Source organism: Streptomyces sp. NPDC085900, from assembly GCF_044540925.1.
Lineage (GTDB): Bacteria > Actinomycetota > Actinomycetes > Streptomycetales > Streptomycetaceae > Streptomyces > Streptomyces gilvifuscus.
On sequence record NZ_JBITSP010000012.1, the window covers coordinates 168,583 to 185,345 of the forward strand.

At 74.7% G+C, this 16,763-nt stretch carries 6 protein-coding genes; 3 read left to right on the forward strand and 3 right to left on the reverse strand.

The window, feature by feature from the left end:
- The first annotated feature begins 413 nt into the window (after positions 1-413).
- The 3 genes from ACIGDI_RS34170 (at position 414) to ACIGDI_RS34180 (ending at position 6,888) form a co-directional block, all read left to right on the forward strand.
- A complete protein-coding gene (locus tag ACIGDI_RS34170; protein WP_399904965.1) occupies positions 414-3,482 on the forward strand; it encodes a type 2 lanthipeptide synthetase LanM family protein in 3,069 nt (1,022 codons plus the stop codon).
- 89 nt (positions 3,483-3,571) lie between these two features.
- Positions 3,572-3,787: a hypothetical protein gene (locus ACIGDI_RS34175; protein ID WP_399904968.1), complete on the forward strand. Its 216-nt coding sequence runs from the start codon at positions 3,572-3,574 to the stop codon at positions 3,785-3,787.
- Between the two features lie 185 nt (positions 3,788-3,972).
- Positions 3,973-6,888, forward strand: a complete 2,916-nt coding sequence (locus ACIGDI_RS34180; protein ID WP_399904971.1) for an AAA family ATPase — start codon at positions 3,973-3,975, stop codon at positions 6,886-6,888.
- Between the two features lie 16 nt (positions 6,889-6,904).
- Here the strand turns inward: ACIGDI_RS34180 and ACIGDI_RS34185 are convergent, their stop codons facing one another.
- From ACIGDI_RS34185 to ACIGDI_RS34195, 3 genes are read right to left on the reverse strand one after another with little or no spacing between them, the layout of a single operon-like run.
- Positions 6,905-8,152, reverse strand: coding sequence for an MFS transporter (locus ACIGDI_RS34185; RefSeq protein WP_399904974.1), 1,248 nt, complete (start codon positions 8,150-8,152; stop codon positions 6,905-6,907).
- 36 nt (positions 8,153-8,188) lie between these two features.
- Positions 8,189-9,418: a cytochrome P450 gene (locus tag ACIGDI_RS34190; protein ID WP_399904976.1), complete on the reverse strand. Its 1,230-nt coding sequence runs from the start codon at positions 9,416-9,418 to the stop codon at positions 8,189-8,191.
- Positions 9,415-16,716 (reverse strand): amino acid adenylation domain-containing protein, encoded by a 7,302-nt coding sequence (locus tag ACIGDI_RS34195; RefSeq protein WP_399904979.1) that lies wholly within the window; start codon positions 16,714-16,716, stop codon positions 9,415-9,417. Before ACIGDI_RS34195 ends, ACIGDI_RS34190 begins: the two co-directional genes overlap by 4 nt.
- Positions 16,717-16,763 lie beyond the last annotated feature (47 nt).

Genomic DNA, 16,763 nt, shown 5'->3' on the forward strand with positions numbered 1-16,763 from the left:
GCTGCGCGGGCAATCTGGCGTGGGGACGTGCCCACACCGTGCCGTGCGTCCGGGGGCCCGGACATCGGTAGCCGGACCCCACATTTGCGCACCGGCCCTCCCCCGCACCCCGGGGGACGCGGGGCGGGCGGTCAGAACCCGGCCGCTCAGCCGGCCCCGCAGCGCGTGGCGCGGGCGCACCGGGCCCCGGTACGGGGAGCCATGGGGGACTCACCCCCCACTCGGCACCCGCCCACCCCGGTCGGGCCGCCCGCACCCCCTGCCCACCCGTACCGCGCCCCCGCCGGAGCACGTCTGCCACCTGCGGTTTCCCCAGCGCGGCCCCCATACCCCCACCGGTGGGGAGCGGGTGGGGAGAATATGGGGGACGGTTACCCATGCGGGGGCCGCAGGGGGTCTGCGACCTTCTTCTCGTGACCGACACCGCCAGCCTCCCGACTCCCCGGAGCGCCGAACTGCCCGCCACCTGGTGGGCCCCGGCGCTGACCCTCACGGAGCGGCTCGCCGCGCCCGGGCTTCCCGGAGCGGCCGCCGCGACCGCCGCCCACGGGCAGCTGCCCTGGGCCGTCGGGGACGCGGAGGGCTTCGCCCTGCGGCTGGACCGCCTGGGCGTGGACGGCGCCGCGGCGGCAGCGCTGGCCGCGGAGCCCGCCGACCACCTGGCCCGGCGGACCGCCAAGCCCGACTGGGCGTCCTTCGCGGAGGAGGTGCTGGCCGCAGCACCCGACGATCTCGCCGAGGTCGAGGGCGGCGGCGAGGGTCCGGACGCTTTCGCTCCCGTCGTCGGGCCGCTGGTCGCCACGGCCACCGCCCGGCTCGCCGACCTGACGGGCGGCGTCCCGGATGCCGAAGCCATCGTGTGGCGGGACGGATTCACCCAGCGCCTGACGCGCCAGCTGGTCCGGCAGGCCGCCCGCACCCTGGTCCAGGAACTGCACGCCGCACGGCGCGCCGGGCGGCTGGCGGGAACCGGTCCGCGCGAGCGGTTCGTCTCCTTCACGGCGGCCGCCGGCACCCGCCGCGGACTGGCGGACCTGTTCGCCGCCTACCCGGTGCTGGCCCGGATGCTCACCCGGACCGCGATGGACGCGACGCAGGCCGCCGCCGAGCTGGTCACCCGCTTCCAGACCGACCGCTCGGCCCTGGCCGCCACACTCCTGGACGGCCGTGCCCCGGGCAGCCTCGTCCGCGTCGATCTCGGCCAGGGCGACGCCCACCAGGGAAACCGGTCCGTGGCGATCCTGCACTTCGCCGACGGCAGCCGGCTCGTCCACAAACCCCGCCCGCTGGACCAGCACGCCCTCCTCGACGACCTGGTCGCCTGGCTCAACGCCAAGGTGCCCGGACTGCGGCTGCGCACCCCGCGCACGCTGCGCCGCGACACCTACGGCTGGCTGGAGTTCATCGAGCACCGCTGGTGCACCTCGGTCACCGAGACCGACGCCTTCTACCGCCGCCAAGGCGCTCTGCTGGCCCTGCTCTACGCGGTGGACGGCGCCGACATGCACTACGAGAACGTCATCGCCCACGGCGACCAGCCGGTCCTGGTGGACGCCGAGACGCTGCTCCACACCGGTCTCGGGCAGGCCCTGACGGCGGGGGCCGACCCGGCCGCGGACGCCCTGGCCGCCTCGGTCCACCGCACCTGTCTGCTCCCCCACCTCCTCATCGGTGAGCACGGCGCCCTGGACATCTCCGCACTCGGCCGGGACACCGACGGCACCTTCCCCAGCGAGGGCCTGCGCTGGGAGGACAGCGGACTGGACACCATGCGGGCGGTACGCGGTCCGCAGCCCAGCCCCGCCGCCCAGAACCACCCGCTGCCGCACGGCACCTCCCTGGCGGGCGCCGACCACACGGCAGCCCTGCTGGGAGGGTTCCGCACCGCCTACGCGGCGATCGCGGCACACCGCGGCGAACTGCTCGACGCCGACGGCCCCCTGGACCGCTGGGCGCGGCGCCCGGCCCGGCTGATCGCCCGCGCGACCCGGCTGTACGCCACGCTGCTGGAGGAGTCGACCCACCCCGCGCTGCTGGGCAACGCGCTGGCCCGGGAAGGGGTGTTCGCGGTGCTGTGGACGGAGTCCGCGCACGACACCGCGCGCATGCGCCTCGCCGAGCACGAGACCGCGGCCCTGTGGCGCGGCGACATCCCCTTCTTCACCCACTGCCCCACCGACACCGCGGTCCACGGCGACGACGGCACCCGCCTGACGGACGTGCTGCCGGTGGCCGCCGCGACGGCGGTGCGCGACAAGCTCGGCCGGATGGACGAGGTCGACTGCCACGACCAGGAATGGATCATCTCGGCCACCCTCGCGGTGCGCGGCGCGCGTTCGCCGCTGGACCGACCGCGCTCGGAACTGGCCCCGGCCCCCGTGCCGCCGGTGGCGCCGGAGCCGTCCCGTCTGCTGGCCGCCGCGTGCGGGATCGCCGACGAGATCACCGCCCGCGCGGTGCGGGACGGCTCGCGTGCCAACTGGATCGGCCTGGAACGGGTGTCGGGAGACCACTGGGCGGTCCTGCCGATGGGGGCGGGCCTGGCGCAGGGCTACTGCGGGGTCGCGCTGTTCCTCGCCCACACCGAGGCGCTCACCGGCTCCGGGCGCTACGGCGCGGCAGCCCATGAGGCGATCCGTGCGCTCCCCTCCCTGCTCAAGGCGCTCGCCGAGGACCCGGAACTGAGCAAGGCTGCCGGACCCGGCGCCTACGACGGGCTCGGCGGGATCGTGTACGCCCTCGTCCGCCTGGCGCGGCTCCTCGACACGGACCTGCTCGCCTGCCTGCCCGACGCGCTGACCGCACTCGGCCACGCCGCCGCGGCGTGTCCCGACCCCGGGCTGGCCCAGGGCCGAGCCGGCGCACTGGCCGCCGCGCTCGCCACGTACGAGGCGACCGCTGACGCGGGAGCACTGCGGCTGGCCGACCGGATCGCGGACCTGCTGCTGACGGCACCGGCGCACGGCCTCCTTCCTGCCACCGCCGGTCTCGCCGACGGTACCGCGGGAATCGGGTGGGCGCTGCGGCGCTGGGCCCAGCACCGGCCCGAGCGTGCCGCCGGCGTGGAAGCGGCAGCCGGCGCCCTGCTCGACGCCACCCCGCACACCGGCGGCGAAGCCGACCTCTCCTGGTCGAACGGACTGGCCGGAAGGGCAGCCGCCGGACTCCGCGACGCCACCACCCGCCTCGCGGACGCCCCCACCGGCACCGATCTCAGCCTCACCCAGGGCGCCCTCGGCCGGCTGGAGGCCCTGTCCGTCCTCGCCGACCAGGGCGACACCACGGCCCGCTCGGCCCTGCGACGGCACAGCGGGCATGTCCTCGCCCTGGTCGAGGCCCACGGCCACCGCTGCGCCACCCCCGACCACGTTCCCTCACCGGCCCTGATGACCGGCCTGGCCGGCATCGGCTACGGACTGCTCCGCCTGGCCGACTCCGCCACCGTCCCCTCGGTGCTGCTCCTGCACCACCCCGACAACTGACCCATCCGCACCCGCGCTCGTCAGCACAACGGCTCCTGCCACCTCCCACCCCGTGCGCCCCGCACGGGACACCAGAAGGGACCACCGTCATGGACAAGCACCTCATCGCCGCCGACGCCGCCGAGTTCACCGCCACCGACTCCGCCGAGACCGCGCACGCCGAGCAGGACGCCGCGGGCGGCATCACCCTCTCCGGCCGGAACCGCGCCTGCGCCCGCGCCCGCGTGCTGGCCGGCATGGTCCTCACCAGCGGCATCGTCATCACGCTGAGCACCCTGGACACCTCGGTCTCCGCCCCCAACTGACCGGCGTCCAGCTGCCGTTCCGCGTGATGGCGCGGGCCCGCCACGGCGGGCCCGCGCCGCCGCGTCCGCCCCGCACCGGCGCCGCGGGCCTCAGGCTCCGGGCCCTGCCACGAGCACGCACCGAGACGATCGCGCACCGGCTGCTGTCTGCCCCTGTCCCATTCCGCCGATTATCATCAGCGTTCATGCGTTCCCATACGCCTTCCCTGGTCGGGCGGGACCCTCAACTCACCCAGCTCGAACGCGCCATGGCCGACGCGAGGCAGGGCATGGGCAGCGTCGTCTTCCTGGTCGGCGAGGCCGGAGTCGGCAAGTCGCGCCTCGCGGCGGAGGCCGTGGGCGGGGCCCTCGGCTCCGGGATGCGCGTGCTCCGCGGCCGCAGCAGCACCACCGGCCCCGCGGTGCCGTTCCGCCCCCTCACCGAGGCGCTGATGTCGCTGTTCCGCGGCGGCGCCCCCCTGGACGACCTCGCGCTCGGACCGTACCGCCCGGTCCTGGGCCGTCTCATCCCCGACTGGGACACCGGGGAACGCGACAGCAGCTCCATGGTCATCCTCGGTGAAGCCGTGCTGCGCCTGCTCATCGCCGCCGGTCGCGGCACGGGGCAGTTGCTGCTCCTGGAGGATCTGCACGACGCCGACCCCGAGACCCTCGGCGTGCTGGAGTACCTGGTCGACAACCTCGCGTACACGCCCGTGCTGCTGGTGGCCACGGTGCGCACCGACATCAGCGACGCCCTCGACCTCGCCCAGTCCGCGCGGCGCCGCGGCGCCGCCACCGTGATCGAACTGGCGCCGCTGTCCCAGCCGCAGGTGCAGCAGGTGATCGCCGCCCAGCTCGGCGCGGACAGCCCCGCCGACGTGCCGCCCGAAGTGCTCAGCCGGCTCTGGGAGGACAGCTCGGGCAGCCCCTATCTCGTCGAGGAACTCCTCCAGTCGATGATCAGCTCGGGCACCCTGGTGCAGGGTCCCGGGGGCTGGCGCGCCGTCGGCGACCTGCGCCGTGACGTTTCCTCAACACTGGCCCGCGGCATCCTGCGCCGCATCGACCGGCTCGGCACCCAGGGCCTGACCCTGCTGTCCGCCGCCGCGGTCCTGGGCCGCCGCTTCCCCCTCTCCGTCCTGCAGCACATGACCGGCGTCGACGACCGCACGCTGCTCGGCCACCTCCACGCCGGCGTCGCCGCCCGGCTGGTCGTACCCGACGAACCCGCCCCCGACTGGTACTCCTTCCGCCACTCCCCCACCCTCGAAGCCCTGTTCACCCAGCTGACACCGGGCCGGCGAGCGGAGCTGGCACGGCGCGGCGCGCAGGCCGTGGAGGAACTCCACCCGGCCCTGGAAGGCGACTGGTGCGCCCTGGCCGCCGGACTGCGCTGCGAGGCCGGCGACCGGGTCGAGGCCGGGCTGCTGTACGCCGACGCGGGCGGGCGCGCGCTGACTGCGGGCGCGCTGAACTCCGCGGTGACCCTGCTCAGCCGTGCCGAGTCCCTCCTCGCCGACGCCGACGATCCACAGGCCCGGGCCTCGGTCCTGGAGAACCTGCTGCCCGCCCTCGCCGAAGCCGGCGACTTCGCGCGCGCCTTCGACCTCGTGGACGACCTGCACGCCCTCGGCGGAGCCGGCCTCAGCGCCCAGCGTCTGGCAACGCTGCACGCACGGCTGGCGAAGGTGGCCCACACGGCGGGCCGGTGGAGCGACGGCAACCGGCAGATCGCCCGTGCCCGCGAAGTCCTGGCCGCCGCCCCCGACGAAGCCGCCGCGGCGGCCGTGGACGTCACGGCGGCCTACCTCGCCCTGGACACCCCCGGACCGGACCGCACCCAGCACGCCGAGAAACTGGCGCGCTCCGCCGCCGACGCCGCCGAGCGCCACCAACTGCCCGTCGTCGCCTGCCAGGCCTGGGAACTTCTCGCCACCGTGGCCCGCGAACGCGACCCGCAGGAGTCGGCGGTCATGCTCGCCCAGGCCCAGTCCGCCGCCGAACGCCACCGGCTGCCGGTGCAGCGCATGTACGCGGCCACCCGCATGGGCGGCAACGCCTGGCTCGCCGAGGGCGACACCGCGGGACTGCTGGCGGCCCGTCAGGAGGCGCTGCGGCTGGGCTCGGTGAACATCGTGCACACCGTCGACGGCATCCTCGTCCTCGACGCCGTGCTGCGCGGCGAGGACAGCGCCGCACGCTCGGCCGCCGGGGAGTGCCTGGCCGTCGTGCGCCGCCTGCGCCTGGCCCCGGCCGTGCGCTACGTGCTGATGGCGCAGGCCACGCTGGAGGCCCATCGCGGGGACCGGCCGGCGATGGAGGCGGCCCTGGCGGCGTTCACCGAGTGGGACGGCGCCGGTTCCCAGGAGGAACCGCTCTGCCTGGGGCTGGCGCGGGCCTTCTGCGCCCTGCTGGAGGAGAACCGGGGCCTGGCGCGTACGGAGTTGGCGGCGGTCGAGGCGCTGGAGGCGGACAACCCCTCCACCTACCACCTGAGCGGCACCCACGGCCTGCTGCTCCTGCTGGACGTGCTGGACGGTCACGCCGACCGGGCCCGGCACGCGGAGATCAAGGCGACCGCCATGGCCCGCATGCGCTGGAACCGGCAGTTCGTCGACCTCGCCGAGGCCGTCCTGCTGGGCCGGGAGGGCGCCGGTGCGGACGCGGCGGGCGCTGTGGACCGGGCCCTGGCCGTGGCCGAGCCGTATCCGCTGGCCCAGCATCTGGGACTGCGGCTGATCGCGGACGCCGCGCACCAGGACGACTGGGGGGATCCGGTGGGCTGGCTGCGGCGCGCCGAACACCACTTCCACGAACGCGACATCGCCGCCGTCACCGGCGCCTGCCGGGCGGGGCTGCGCCGCCTGGGCGCCCCGGTGCACCAGCACCGCAGCGGCACCAGCGGCATTCCGGAGGAGTTGCGCACCCAGGGGGTGACCGTCCGGGAGTTCGACGTGTTCCGGCTGCTCGCGGAGCGCCTGAGCAACAAGGACATAGCCGACCGGCTGTTCATCTCGCCCCGGACCGCGGAGAAGCACATCGCCAGTCTCATCACCAAGACGGGAGCGGCCAACCGCGCGGATCTGTGCGCGCGATCGGCCGCTCTGCGCTCCGGCTGAACGGTGCGGTAGGGGGTCAGCGCATCTCCCGCACCGCCCGCGAACCGAGCACCGCGAGCCCGGTGCCGGCCAGCACCACGGCCACGACACCGAACAGGGCCAGGTGGCTCGTCCGGGCCAGCGCGCCGCACAGGATCAGCGACAGCGGGGCGGCGGCGTAGCCGAGGACCATGTCGACGGAGACCACCCGGGTCAAGACGTCCTGCGGGATGTTGCGCTGGATCCAGCTCAGCCCGAACACGCCCTGGTAGCCGATTGCGAACCCCATGGCCAGGACGGTCGCGATCACGACCGGGGTGCTCTGCGCCAGGCCGAGTACGGCCATTCCCGCGCCCAGCCAGCCGGCGAGGGCGGCCACCAGCAGGCCGACGCGGGGCCGTCCGCCCACGGCGCCGCCGACGAGGGTGCCGAGCACCGCTCCCCCGGCCAGGGCGCCGTTGAGGACGCCGAGGGTGGCCGAGCCACCGCGCAGCACCTGGTCGGCGAGGGTGGCGAAGCCGACCGTGAAGGGGCCCGCGTAACAGAAGTTGACCGCCGTGTCGAGGGCGACGATGGTGCGCAGACGCGGGTCGCGCAGGGTGAAGGTGACGCCCTCCCGGATCCGCGCCCCGAGGGACGGCCCGGCCGCGGCAGGGCCGCTCTTGGAGGAGGCGGACCGCGGGCGGGTGCGGATGCGGGCCACGCACAGACCGCACAGGGCGAAGCAGACCGCGTCGACGACGAAGGCGACCGGCGCCTGCGTCAGCGCGATCACGACACCGCCGACGGCGGGGCCCACGATCGCCGCCGTGCGCGCGCCGGCGCCCAGCAGGGCGTTGGCCGGGGCGAGCAGGTCCTCCTCGACCACCGACGGCAGGATGGAGACACGGGCGGGCTGGAAGAACGCGTCGACGGCACCGAAGGCGGCCGCCGCCGCGCACAGGATCCACACCGTCAGGTGCCCGGTGAGTCCGGCGGCGCCGACCGCGCCCATCAGCACGGCGCGGGTCCAGCTGGAGGCCACCATCAGGGTGCGGGTGGACCAGGTGTCCCCGAGGGTGCCGCCCACCAGGGTGAGCAGGGCGCGGGGCACGGCCTGGAAGGCCAGGACGTAGCCGAGGGTGAGGGTGGACCCGGTCAGGCTCAGGGTGATCCAGGAGAAGGCGACGACGCTGAAACCGTCGCCGAGCAAGGAGAGCGCCTGCCCCGTCCACAGCAGGCGGAAGGAACGGTGCCGGGCGGGCGCCCACAGCAGCGGGCGGTCCGCGGCGAGGGTGGTGGCCATGGGGGTGCCTCCTTCGAGGGGACGTGTGCGGTCCGGTCAGTAGTGGACGGGCAGGGCGGTGAGGCTGCGGTTGAGCAAGGACGGCTGCCAGGTGAGTCGATGGGGGTCGGCCAGTGTCAGGCCGGGCCGCTCGCACACCAGCGTGCGCACCGCGCAGACGGCGACCAGGCGCGCGAGCGCGGCACCGATGCAGAAGTGGGCGCCGAAACCGAACCCGAGGTGGGTCGCTCCGCTGCGGGTGACGTCGAAGCGGCCCGGGTCGGAAAAGCGGGCGGGGTCGCGGTTGGCGGCGGCGGTCACCAGGAAGATCCGGTCGCCGGCGCGCAGGGTCCGCCCGCCGAGTTCGAGGTCCTGGGCGGCGGTGCGGATCGACATCTTCGACGGCCCGTCCAGGCGCAGCGTCTCCTCCACCGCGCCCTGCGCCAGCTCCGGTTCGGCACGCACCGCGGCCAACTGATCGGGGCGGGTGTGCAGGGCCAGGATCGTGTTGGCGATGAGGTTGCTGGTGGTCTCCCCGCCGGCGAACGCCATCTGGGTCAGCATCCCGACGAACTCCTCCTCGCTGACCGAGTCGCCCACCCGGCCCTCCGCCAGCACCTGGCTGATCAGGTCGTCGCCGGGCTCCGCGCGCCGCCGGGCGACCAGGGCACCGAGGTAGTCCTCCAGGCTGACCAGGGCCTGCAGCGAGGCGCGGTACTCGCTCTCCTCCTGGGCGGTGCCGAGCACCAGGTCGGCCACGCGGGTGTTCCAGTACCAGAAGGAGGGTCCGTCGGTGGGCGGGATGCCGAGCCAGCGGGCGAAGACCAGGGCCGGCAGCGGCTTGGCGAGGTCGGCCATGAGGTCGCCGGTGCCGCCGGGGGCGGCCTTGCGGACGAGCACGGCCCGGGTCACCTTCTCGGTGAAGGCGCTGTAGCGGGCGACGGCTCGGGCGGCGAACGCCTCCTGGAAGACCTGCCGCAGCCGCCGGTGCTGGGGCGGGTCGTTGAAGACCATCCAGCGCGACAGGATGCCGAAGGCGCGCTCGGCGTCCTCACGGGCTCCCTGCGGAACGGCGTCCATCAGGGGCCGGACCCGGTCCGCCGAGACGGCGCGGTCCCGCAGGCAGCGCATGACCTCGTCGTAGCCGGTGACGAGCCAGGCGTGGTGCAGCGGGCTCCACTGCACCGGGGCGCTCTCGCGCAGGGCGTCGAGGTGTGGGTAGGGGTCGGCGACCAGGTCGGGGGCGAGCAGGTAGCGCTCGGTGGGGGCCGGGGCGTGCGTGGTCATCGGGACTCTCCCCTCTCCAGGGCGGCGAGCAGGTCCGCGATGCCGCTGACCTGGGGCTCGGCCATCATCGACAGGTGGTCGCCGTCGCTGATGTGCAGCGTCAGCCCGCCCTGCGCGGTCGCACGCCAGCGCTCGACGTAGGTGTCGTAGTCGACGTCGAGTCCGGGCATCGTGACGCCGCGGGGCAGGCCGGCGGCCTCGCTGCCGACCACCAGGTGGATGTGGCCGGGGTAGGGCCGTACCGCGTAGTCGGCCAGCGCGGCGAGCAGCGAGTGCCAGACCTCGATGGGGGCGTTCTCGACGAGGGCCGCCTCTGCGGGGCTCATTCCGGCGCCCAGGAGGGTCGCGGTGAGCTCGGCGGTGGCCTGGTCGCGCTGCGGGGAGGCGGGCAGTTCGCACAGCCGGTCGCGCAGGCGCAGGGCTTCGCGCAGGTCCCGGGTGACGCCTTCGAGGCGGGCGCGGGCGGCCGGGTTGGGCAGGTAGGGCTCGATGAGGACGAGCGGGGCGACCGGGTGCCCGGCCTGGTGGAGCTGGGTGGCCATCTCCAGGGCGATGTTGGCGCCCATCGACCAGCCGAGCAGGGCGTGCGGGCCCGCGACGCCGCGGTCGGTGATCTCGGCGGCGTAGTTGGCGGCGATGCCGGTCACGGTGCTGGGGTCGACGCCGCCGAGCAGGCCGCGGGCCTGGAAGGCGTGGACGGGCCGGCCGGGCGGCAGGGCGCGGGCCAGGGGCACGAACCAGGCGGCGCTGCCGCCGGTGGGGTGCACGCACCACAGGGGTTCTCCCTCACCCTCGCGCAACCGCACCTCGGAGGTGACGGTCTCGGGCAGTCCGGCGCCCACCGCGCGGGTGGCGTGGGCGGCGAGGCGGGCGAGGGTGGGGTGTTCGATCAGGTCGCCCACCGTCACCGGCAGCCCGCGTCCGGCGGCCAGCAGCGAGACCCGAACGGTGGACAGGGAGCTGCCGCCGATGCGGAAGAAGTCGTCGTGGACGCCGATGCGGGACAGGCCCAGCACCTCGCGCCAGATCTCGGCGAGGATCCGCTCGGCCGGGGTGGCGGGGGCGACGTACTCGGTGTCGTCCTGGTCGAGTTCGGCCGGCGGCAGCGGCAGCGCCCGCTTGTCGATCTTTCCGCTGCGGTTGACGGGCATCTCGTCGAGGACGACGAACCGGGAGGGCAGCATGTAGGCCGGGAGGCTGGTGCGCAGGGCGCCGCGCAGTTCCTCCGGGGTGTGCGGGCCGGTGCCGGCGGTGACGAGGTAGGCGACCAGGGCGGGTTCGCCGCCGGGCAGGTCGGTGCGGTGCAGGACGACGGCCTGGCGGATGCCGGGTACCTGACGCAGGGCGTGCTCGATCTCACCGAGTTCGATACGGAAGCCGCGCAGTTTCACCTGGGCGTCACGGCGGCCGAGCCACTCCACGGTGCCGTCGGGCCGGTAGGCGCCGAGGTCGCCGGTGCGGCACAGCCGTTCACCGGGCTCGCCGTAGGGGTCGGGGATGTAGGTGGCGGCGGTCAGGGCGGGCCGGCCGAGGTAGCCGCGGCCGACGGCCAGTCCGCCGAGGTGGATCTCGCCGGGGACGCCGACCGGGACGGGCTGGAGGTCGTCGTCGAGGACGTGGATGCGGGTGTTGCGGATCGGGGTGCCGACGGGCGGGCGGCCCTGGCCGGGCGCGAGGTCGGCGGCGACGGACCACACCGAGGTCTCGGTGAGGCCGTAGACGTTCTGGAAGCGGCGGCCCGGCGACCAGCGGTCGGCGAGTTCGGCGGGGCAGGCCTCGCCAGCCACCTGGAGCACCCGCAGGTCGGGGAAGGTGTCCTCGCCCAGGACGGCCAGCGCGCTGGGCGGCAGCATGCCGCCGGTGATCCGGGCCTCGCGCAGGGTGCGGGCCAGGTCGGGTCCGGGACGCAGGTCCTCCTTGGACGCGGTGACCAGGCAGCCGCCGTTGGCGAGGGACCAGGTCAGTTCCAGGATGGAGGCGTCGAAGCCGAACGACGCGAACTGCAGGATCCGGTCGGCCGGGGTGGGGTTCACCAGGTCGCGCTGGCCTTCGAGCATGTTGGACAGGCCGCGGTGGGCGATGGCGACTCCCTTGGGGACGCCGGTGGAGCCGGAGGTGTAGATCAGGTAGGCGAGGGTGTCGGCGTCGGGTGCGCGGCCGGGCACCGGTCCCACCGGCTCGGCGGGCACGTCCAGGTGGAGGGTCGGGCCGTCGAAGGGGACCGCGCCGTCCAGTGCCCGGTGCGTCAGCAGTACCCGCATGCCGCTGTCCTCGGCCATGAACGCCAGCCGCTCGGTGGGGTGCTGGGGGTCCAGCGGCACGAAGGCGCCGCCGGAGCGCAGCACGCCGAGGGCGGCGCGCACCCAGTCCGGTCCCCGGTCGACACAGATGCCGACCACGCTCTCCGGGCCGACGCCGAGCAGCCGCAGCCGGCGGGCCACCTGCTCGGCCTGCTCGTGGAGGTCGGCGTAGGTCAGCGGCTGCCCGCGGTGTTCGACGGCGACCGCGTGCGGGGTGCGGGCGGCCTGCTCGGCGACGTGCTCGTGGAACAGCAGCGGGGAGGAGGGCAGGTCCGGGCCCGCGGCCCAGCCCAGGACGCTCTGGCGTCCCGCTCCGATGGCGGCGGGCGGGCTCACCCGGCCGTGCGGGTCGGCGGTCATCGCCTCCAACTGGGCCACGAACACATCGGCGACCTGTTCGGCGGTGGCGGGGGCGACGTACGCCGGGTCGGCGTCCAGGGTGAAGGCGTTGACGCTCGCGTTCACCAGCAGCGGGAACATGGTGCGGGCGATCTCCAGGGAGTCGTCCCATGAGTCGTGCGCCAGCCGGTGGAAGTTGACGTAGTTGAAGACGGTGTCGGTCAGGTTCGGTTCGGTGGGGCGCAATCGGGCGATGCGGACCAGCGGCACCCGGCGGTGCGGAAGCATCTCCTGCTCGGCGCCGAACACGTCCCGCAGGTAGGCCAGCCAGTCGCCGCGCGGGCGGGCCACTCCGAACGGCACGGTGTTGAGGAACAGTCCGCGCATCCGGTCGGCGCCGGGCACCTCGGGGCGGCCGTTGGTGACCAGACCGACGCTGTGTCCCTGGACGCTGTCATCGCGGTCGGCGAACAGACTCATGGTGTGGTGGAAGGCGGCGAGCAGCACGGTGCGGCGGGGCACGCCCGCGTCCTTGGCGAGGCGGCCGATGCGTTCGGCGAGGTGGGCGTAGGAGCGTCGCACCTCGTGCACCGCCGGGCCGTCCGCCGCGGCGGCCTCGGTGCGGCGGCGCAGCGTGACCGGGCGCAGTGCGGCGAGCCGGTCGTGCCAGTAGGCCAGGGACTCCTCGCTGTCGAGCGCGGCCCGCTCCAGGGCGACGTACTCGGCGAAGGCCGGCACGCTCGGCGGGCGGGGTGCGGTGCGCCGGGTGACCGCTTCACGGTGCAGCGCCAGCAGATCGGCGACGAGGGAGGTCAGGCTCCAGCCGTCGAGGACGACGTGGCAGTCGGTCAGGACCAGGCGCAGGTCGTGGTCGGTGACGTGGTGCAGGTGGATGCGGACGAGGGGGGCGGAGTCAAGGTCGAAGCGGCGCGCGAACTCGCCGTCCACGAAGCGGCGCAGCCGCTCCCGCTGCTCCTCGCGGGGCAGGTGGCGCAGGTCGGTGTAGCCGACCGGCAGGTGGGCGGTGCGGTGGACGAGTTGGAGGGGTTCGCGGTAGGTGACGAGGTCGACGGAGGTGCGCAGGATCGGGTGCGCAGCCACGACGGCGTCGACGGCGGCCTGGAACGCGGCGGCGTCGAAGCCCTCGGGAACGGTGATCTTGAGGTCGGTGACGTTGTGGTAGGCGCCGCGCCGGGGGTCGGCGAGCATCTCGTGCAACATGCCGGCCTGCAGCATGGTCAGGGGGTAGGCGTCGGCCAGGCCCTCGGGCAGCCGGGCCGCGTCGGCGGGGTCGATCAGGGAGAAGGGGGCGACCGGTTCGGGGGCGTCGGTGGCGTCGCTGACCAGTTCGGCGAGGTCGGCGAGGGTGCGGGCGCGGAAGACGTCGGCGACGCTGAAGCCGAGTCCGGCGAGTCGGCCGACGCCGACCAGGCGCAGGGCGAGGATGGAGTCGCCGCCCAGGTCGAAGAAGTTGTCGTCACGGCTGACCCGTTCGACGCTCAGGACCTGGCAGAACACCTCCGCCAGAGCGCACTCTGCGGCCCCCCGTGGGGCGGCGTAGGCGGAGGCTCCGACCGAGGTGGGGCGCACGGCGATCAGCGCGGCGCGGTCCACCTTGCCGTTGGCGGTCAGAGGCAGCCGGTCGTGCCGTACGAACAGGGCCGGGACCATGTACTCGGGCAGGGTCAGCCGCAGCCCTTCACGCAGGGCGGCGGCGTCCAGGGGGCGGCCCTCGGGGGTGACGACGTGGGCGACCAGGCGGGCCGCGCCCCCGTCGCGGCGGGCCACGACCGCGGTGTCGGCGACGCCGGGCAGAGCGCGCAGGGCGGTCTCGATCTCGCCGGGCTCGATGCGGTAGCCGCGGATCTTGACCTGGTGGTCGGCGCGTCCGACGTAGGCGAGCTGTCCGTCGGGCAGGACGCGCACGAGGTCGCCGGTGCGGTACATGCGGGCGCCGGGGGCGGCGAAGGGGTCGTCGAGGAAGCGCTCGGCGGTCAGCTCGGGCCGGTTGCGGTAGCCGCGGGCCACTCCCCCGCCGGACACGTACAGTTCACCGACGGTGCCGTGCGGTACGAGGCGTCCCCAGGCGTCCAGGACGTAGCCGTGGGCCCCGGTGAGGGGGCGCCCGACGGGTGAACGGACGGTGCCGTGGACGTCGTCCTCGGTGATGGTGCGGATCGTCACGTGCACGGTGGTCTCGGTGATCCCGTACATGTTCACCAGCGCCGGGCGGGGCCCGGGAGCGGAGAACCAGTCGCGGTAGTCGCGCACGTCGAAGGCGTCGCCGCCGAAGACGACGGTGCGCAGGGCCAGGGTGGAGAAGTCGGCCCCGGCCTCCCGGAGGTGGGCGCGCAGGCCCTTGAAGGCGGCCGGGGTCTGGTTGAGGACGGTGACGCCCTCCTCGCGCAGGATCCGGTGCACGGCGGCCGGGTCACGCACCTCGTCGGCGGTGAGGACGGTGACGCGCCCCCCGGTGGCCAGCGGTGCCCACAGCTCCCACACGGAGAAGTCGAAGGCGGGCGAGTGCATCAAGGTCCACACGTCGCCGGGACCGAAGTCGAAGTGGCGGTCGGCGGCGCCGAGCAGCCAGGCCAGGTTGCCGTGCGTGATCTCGACGCCCTTGGGGCGGCCGGTGGAGCCCGAGGTGTAGATGACGTAGGCGAGGTCCTCGTGTGCGGGGACACGGTCCGGTGTCAGGGCGGTGTCCTGCTCCGGGACGTCGTCCTGGTCCTCGTCGGCCGCGTCCAGTTCCAGGAGCCGGGCCGGGAGGCCCGCGACGGCGTCGCGGGTGGCGGAGTCGGTGACGATCAGTTCGATGCCTGAGTCGGTCACGGTGAACTCGCGGCGTGCCTTGGGGTGGGTGGGGTCCAGCGGAAGGTAGGCGGCTCCGGCACGCCAGACGGCCAGGAGAGCGACGGCCAACTCGGGGGTGCGGTCGAGGCAGACGCCGACGAGGGAGCCGTCGGCGACGCCCGCGGCGCGCAGGCGGCGCGCCAGCGCGGTTGCCGCCAGGTCGAGTTGCGCGTAGGTCAGGCTGCGTCCCGAGCCGGTGACGGCGACCGCCTGCGGCGTCCGGGCGATGTGGTCGCGGACCCGGTCGGCGGCGGTGCGCGGCGCGGAGGCGGGCGTCCCGGTGGTGCGGGCGGGGCCGTCCGGGCCGAGCAGGTGGGCGCGTTCGGCGCCGCTGAGCGGGTCGACGGTGCTCAGCGGGGCGTCGGGGCTGGTACGGAAGGCCTCCAGGAAGGCCACGGTGTGCCGGGCGAGCGCGGCGACGGACTCCTCGGCGAAGAGGTCGGGCCGGTAGACGAAGGCGAGTTCGGTACGGCCGCCGCCGTCGCGCAGGTCGAGAGTGAGGTCGAACTTGGCGGTGGTGAGCCCGATCCGGTAGGGCGTGCCGTTGGCCTCACCGAGCGTGAGGGTGCCCGGACCGGTCTCGGTGTGCGTGTACAGCACCTGCACCAGCGGGTTGCGGGCCAGGTCGCGCTCGGGGCTGAGGGCTTCGACGACTTTCTCGAAGGGCAGCGACTGGTGCGAGAACGCCTCCAGGACCCGGTTCCGGGTACGTCGCAGCAGCGCGGTCGGGGTCGGGTCGTCGGAGAGGTCACCGCGCAGCACCAGGGTGTTGACGAAGAACCCGACGAGCTGTTCGGTCTCGGCGCGCTCGCGGTTGGCGACGACGGTACCGACGGCGATGTCCTGCTGCCCGCTGTGGAAGGCGAGCGCCGCCTGGAAGGCGGCGAGCACGGTCATGTACGGCGTCGTCCCGGCCTTGCGGCCGAGGGTGGCGAGGGCGTCGGTGAGGGCGGGCGGGAGGGTGACGGCATGGACGGCGCCCTGGCTGGAGGGGGTGTCGGGTCGGGGGTGGTCGGTGGGCAGATCCAGCGGGGCGAGGCCGGCGAGCCGGTCGGTCCAGTAGGCGAGGGCGCTGCTGTCGTCGGCGGCGCGCTGCCAGATCGCGTAGTCGGCGTAGTCCAGGGGCAGTTCGGGCAGGTCGGCACGGTGCCCCTGGCACCTGGCCCGGTACAGCTCGGCCAGGTCGCGCACGAGGACGTCCAGGGACCACCCGTCGGAGACGATGTGGTGCATGGCCAGGACCACGACGTGGTCGTCATCGGACGCGCGCACGAGGGTGGCCCGGAAGGCGGGTTCGCGGGCGAGGTCGAAGGGGCGCAGGGCGGCGGCGTGGACGGCGGCGTCCAGTCGGCTGGTGGCGTCGACCTGGCCGGTGGGGTTCGGACGGCGGGCGGTGTCCTCGCCCGTCGGGGCGGCGTCGACGACGTCGAGGACGGCGTCACCGGCCGGCAGGACCCGCTGGTACGGGACGCCCTCGTGCTCGGGGAAGACGACACGCAGCTGTTCGTGGCGTGCGAAGAGGTCGGCGACGGCGGCACGCAGGGCCGGCACGTCCAAGGAGCCGCTGAGCCGCCAGGCGGCGGGCAGCAGATAGGTCGGGGCTCCGGGGTCGAGCCGGTCCAGGAAGTACAGACGCTGCTGGGCGGCGGACAGCGGCGTCCGCTCGGGGCGGGGCCGGACGCGGACGGGGCCGTCGTCGCGGGCGGCCGACCGGCCGCGCAGCCGCTGTTCCAGCAGTCGCCGGGCGGCCGGGGAGAGGCCGCCGCTCGCGGGCAGGGGGCCGGGGCGCACGTCGGACGTGGTCATGAGGCACTCCGAATCTCAAGGTCTGTGGCGGGGCGAGCGGCAGGGCG

Excerpts from the sequence above, each read along its gene's own strand:
- ACIGDI_RS34175 (WP_399904968.1), top strand. The coding sequence starts at position 3,572 with ATGGACAAGCACCTCATCGCCGCCGACGCCGCCGAGTTCACCGCCACC.
- ACIGDI_RS34180 (WP_399904971.1), top strand. The coding sequence starts at position 3,973 with ATGCGTTCCCATACGCCTTCCCTGGTCGGGCGGGACCCTCAACTCACC.
- ACIGDI_RS34185 (WP_399904974.1), bottom strand. The coding sequence starts at position 8,152 with ATGGCCACCACCCTCGCCGCGGACCGCCCGCTGCTGTGGGCGCCCGCC.
- ACIGDI_RS34190 (WP_399904976.1), bottom strand. The coding sequence starts at position 9,418 with ATGACCACGCACGCCCCGGCCCCCACCGAGCGCTACCTGCTCGCCCCC.
- ACIGDI_RS34195 (WP_399904979.1), bottom strand. The coding sequence starts at position 16,716 with ATGACCACGTCCGACGTGCGCCCCGGCCCCCTGCCCGCGAGCGGCGGC.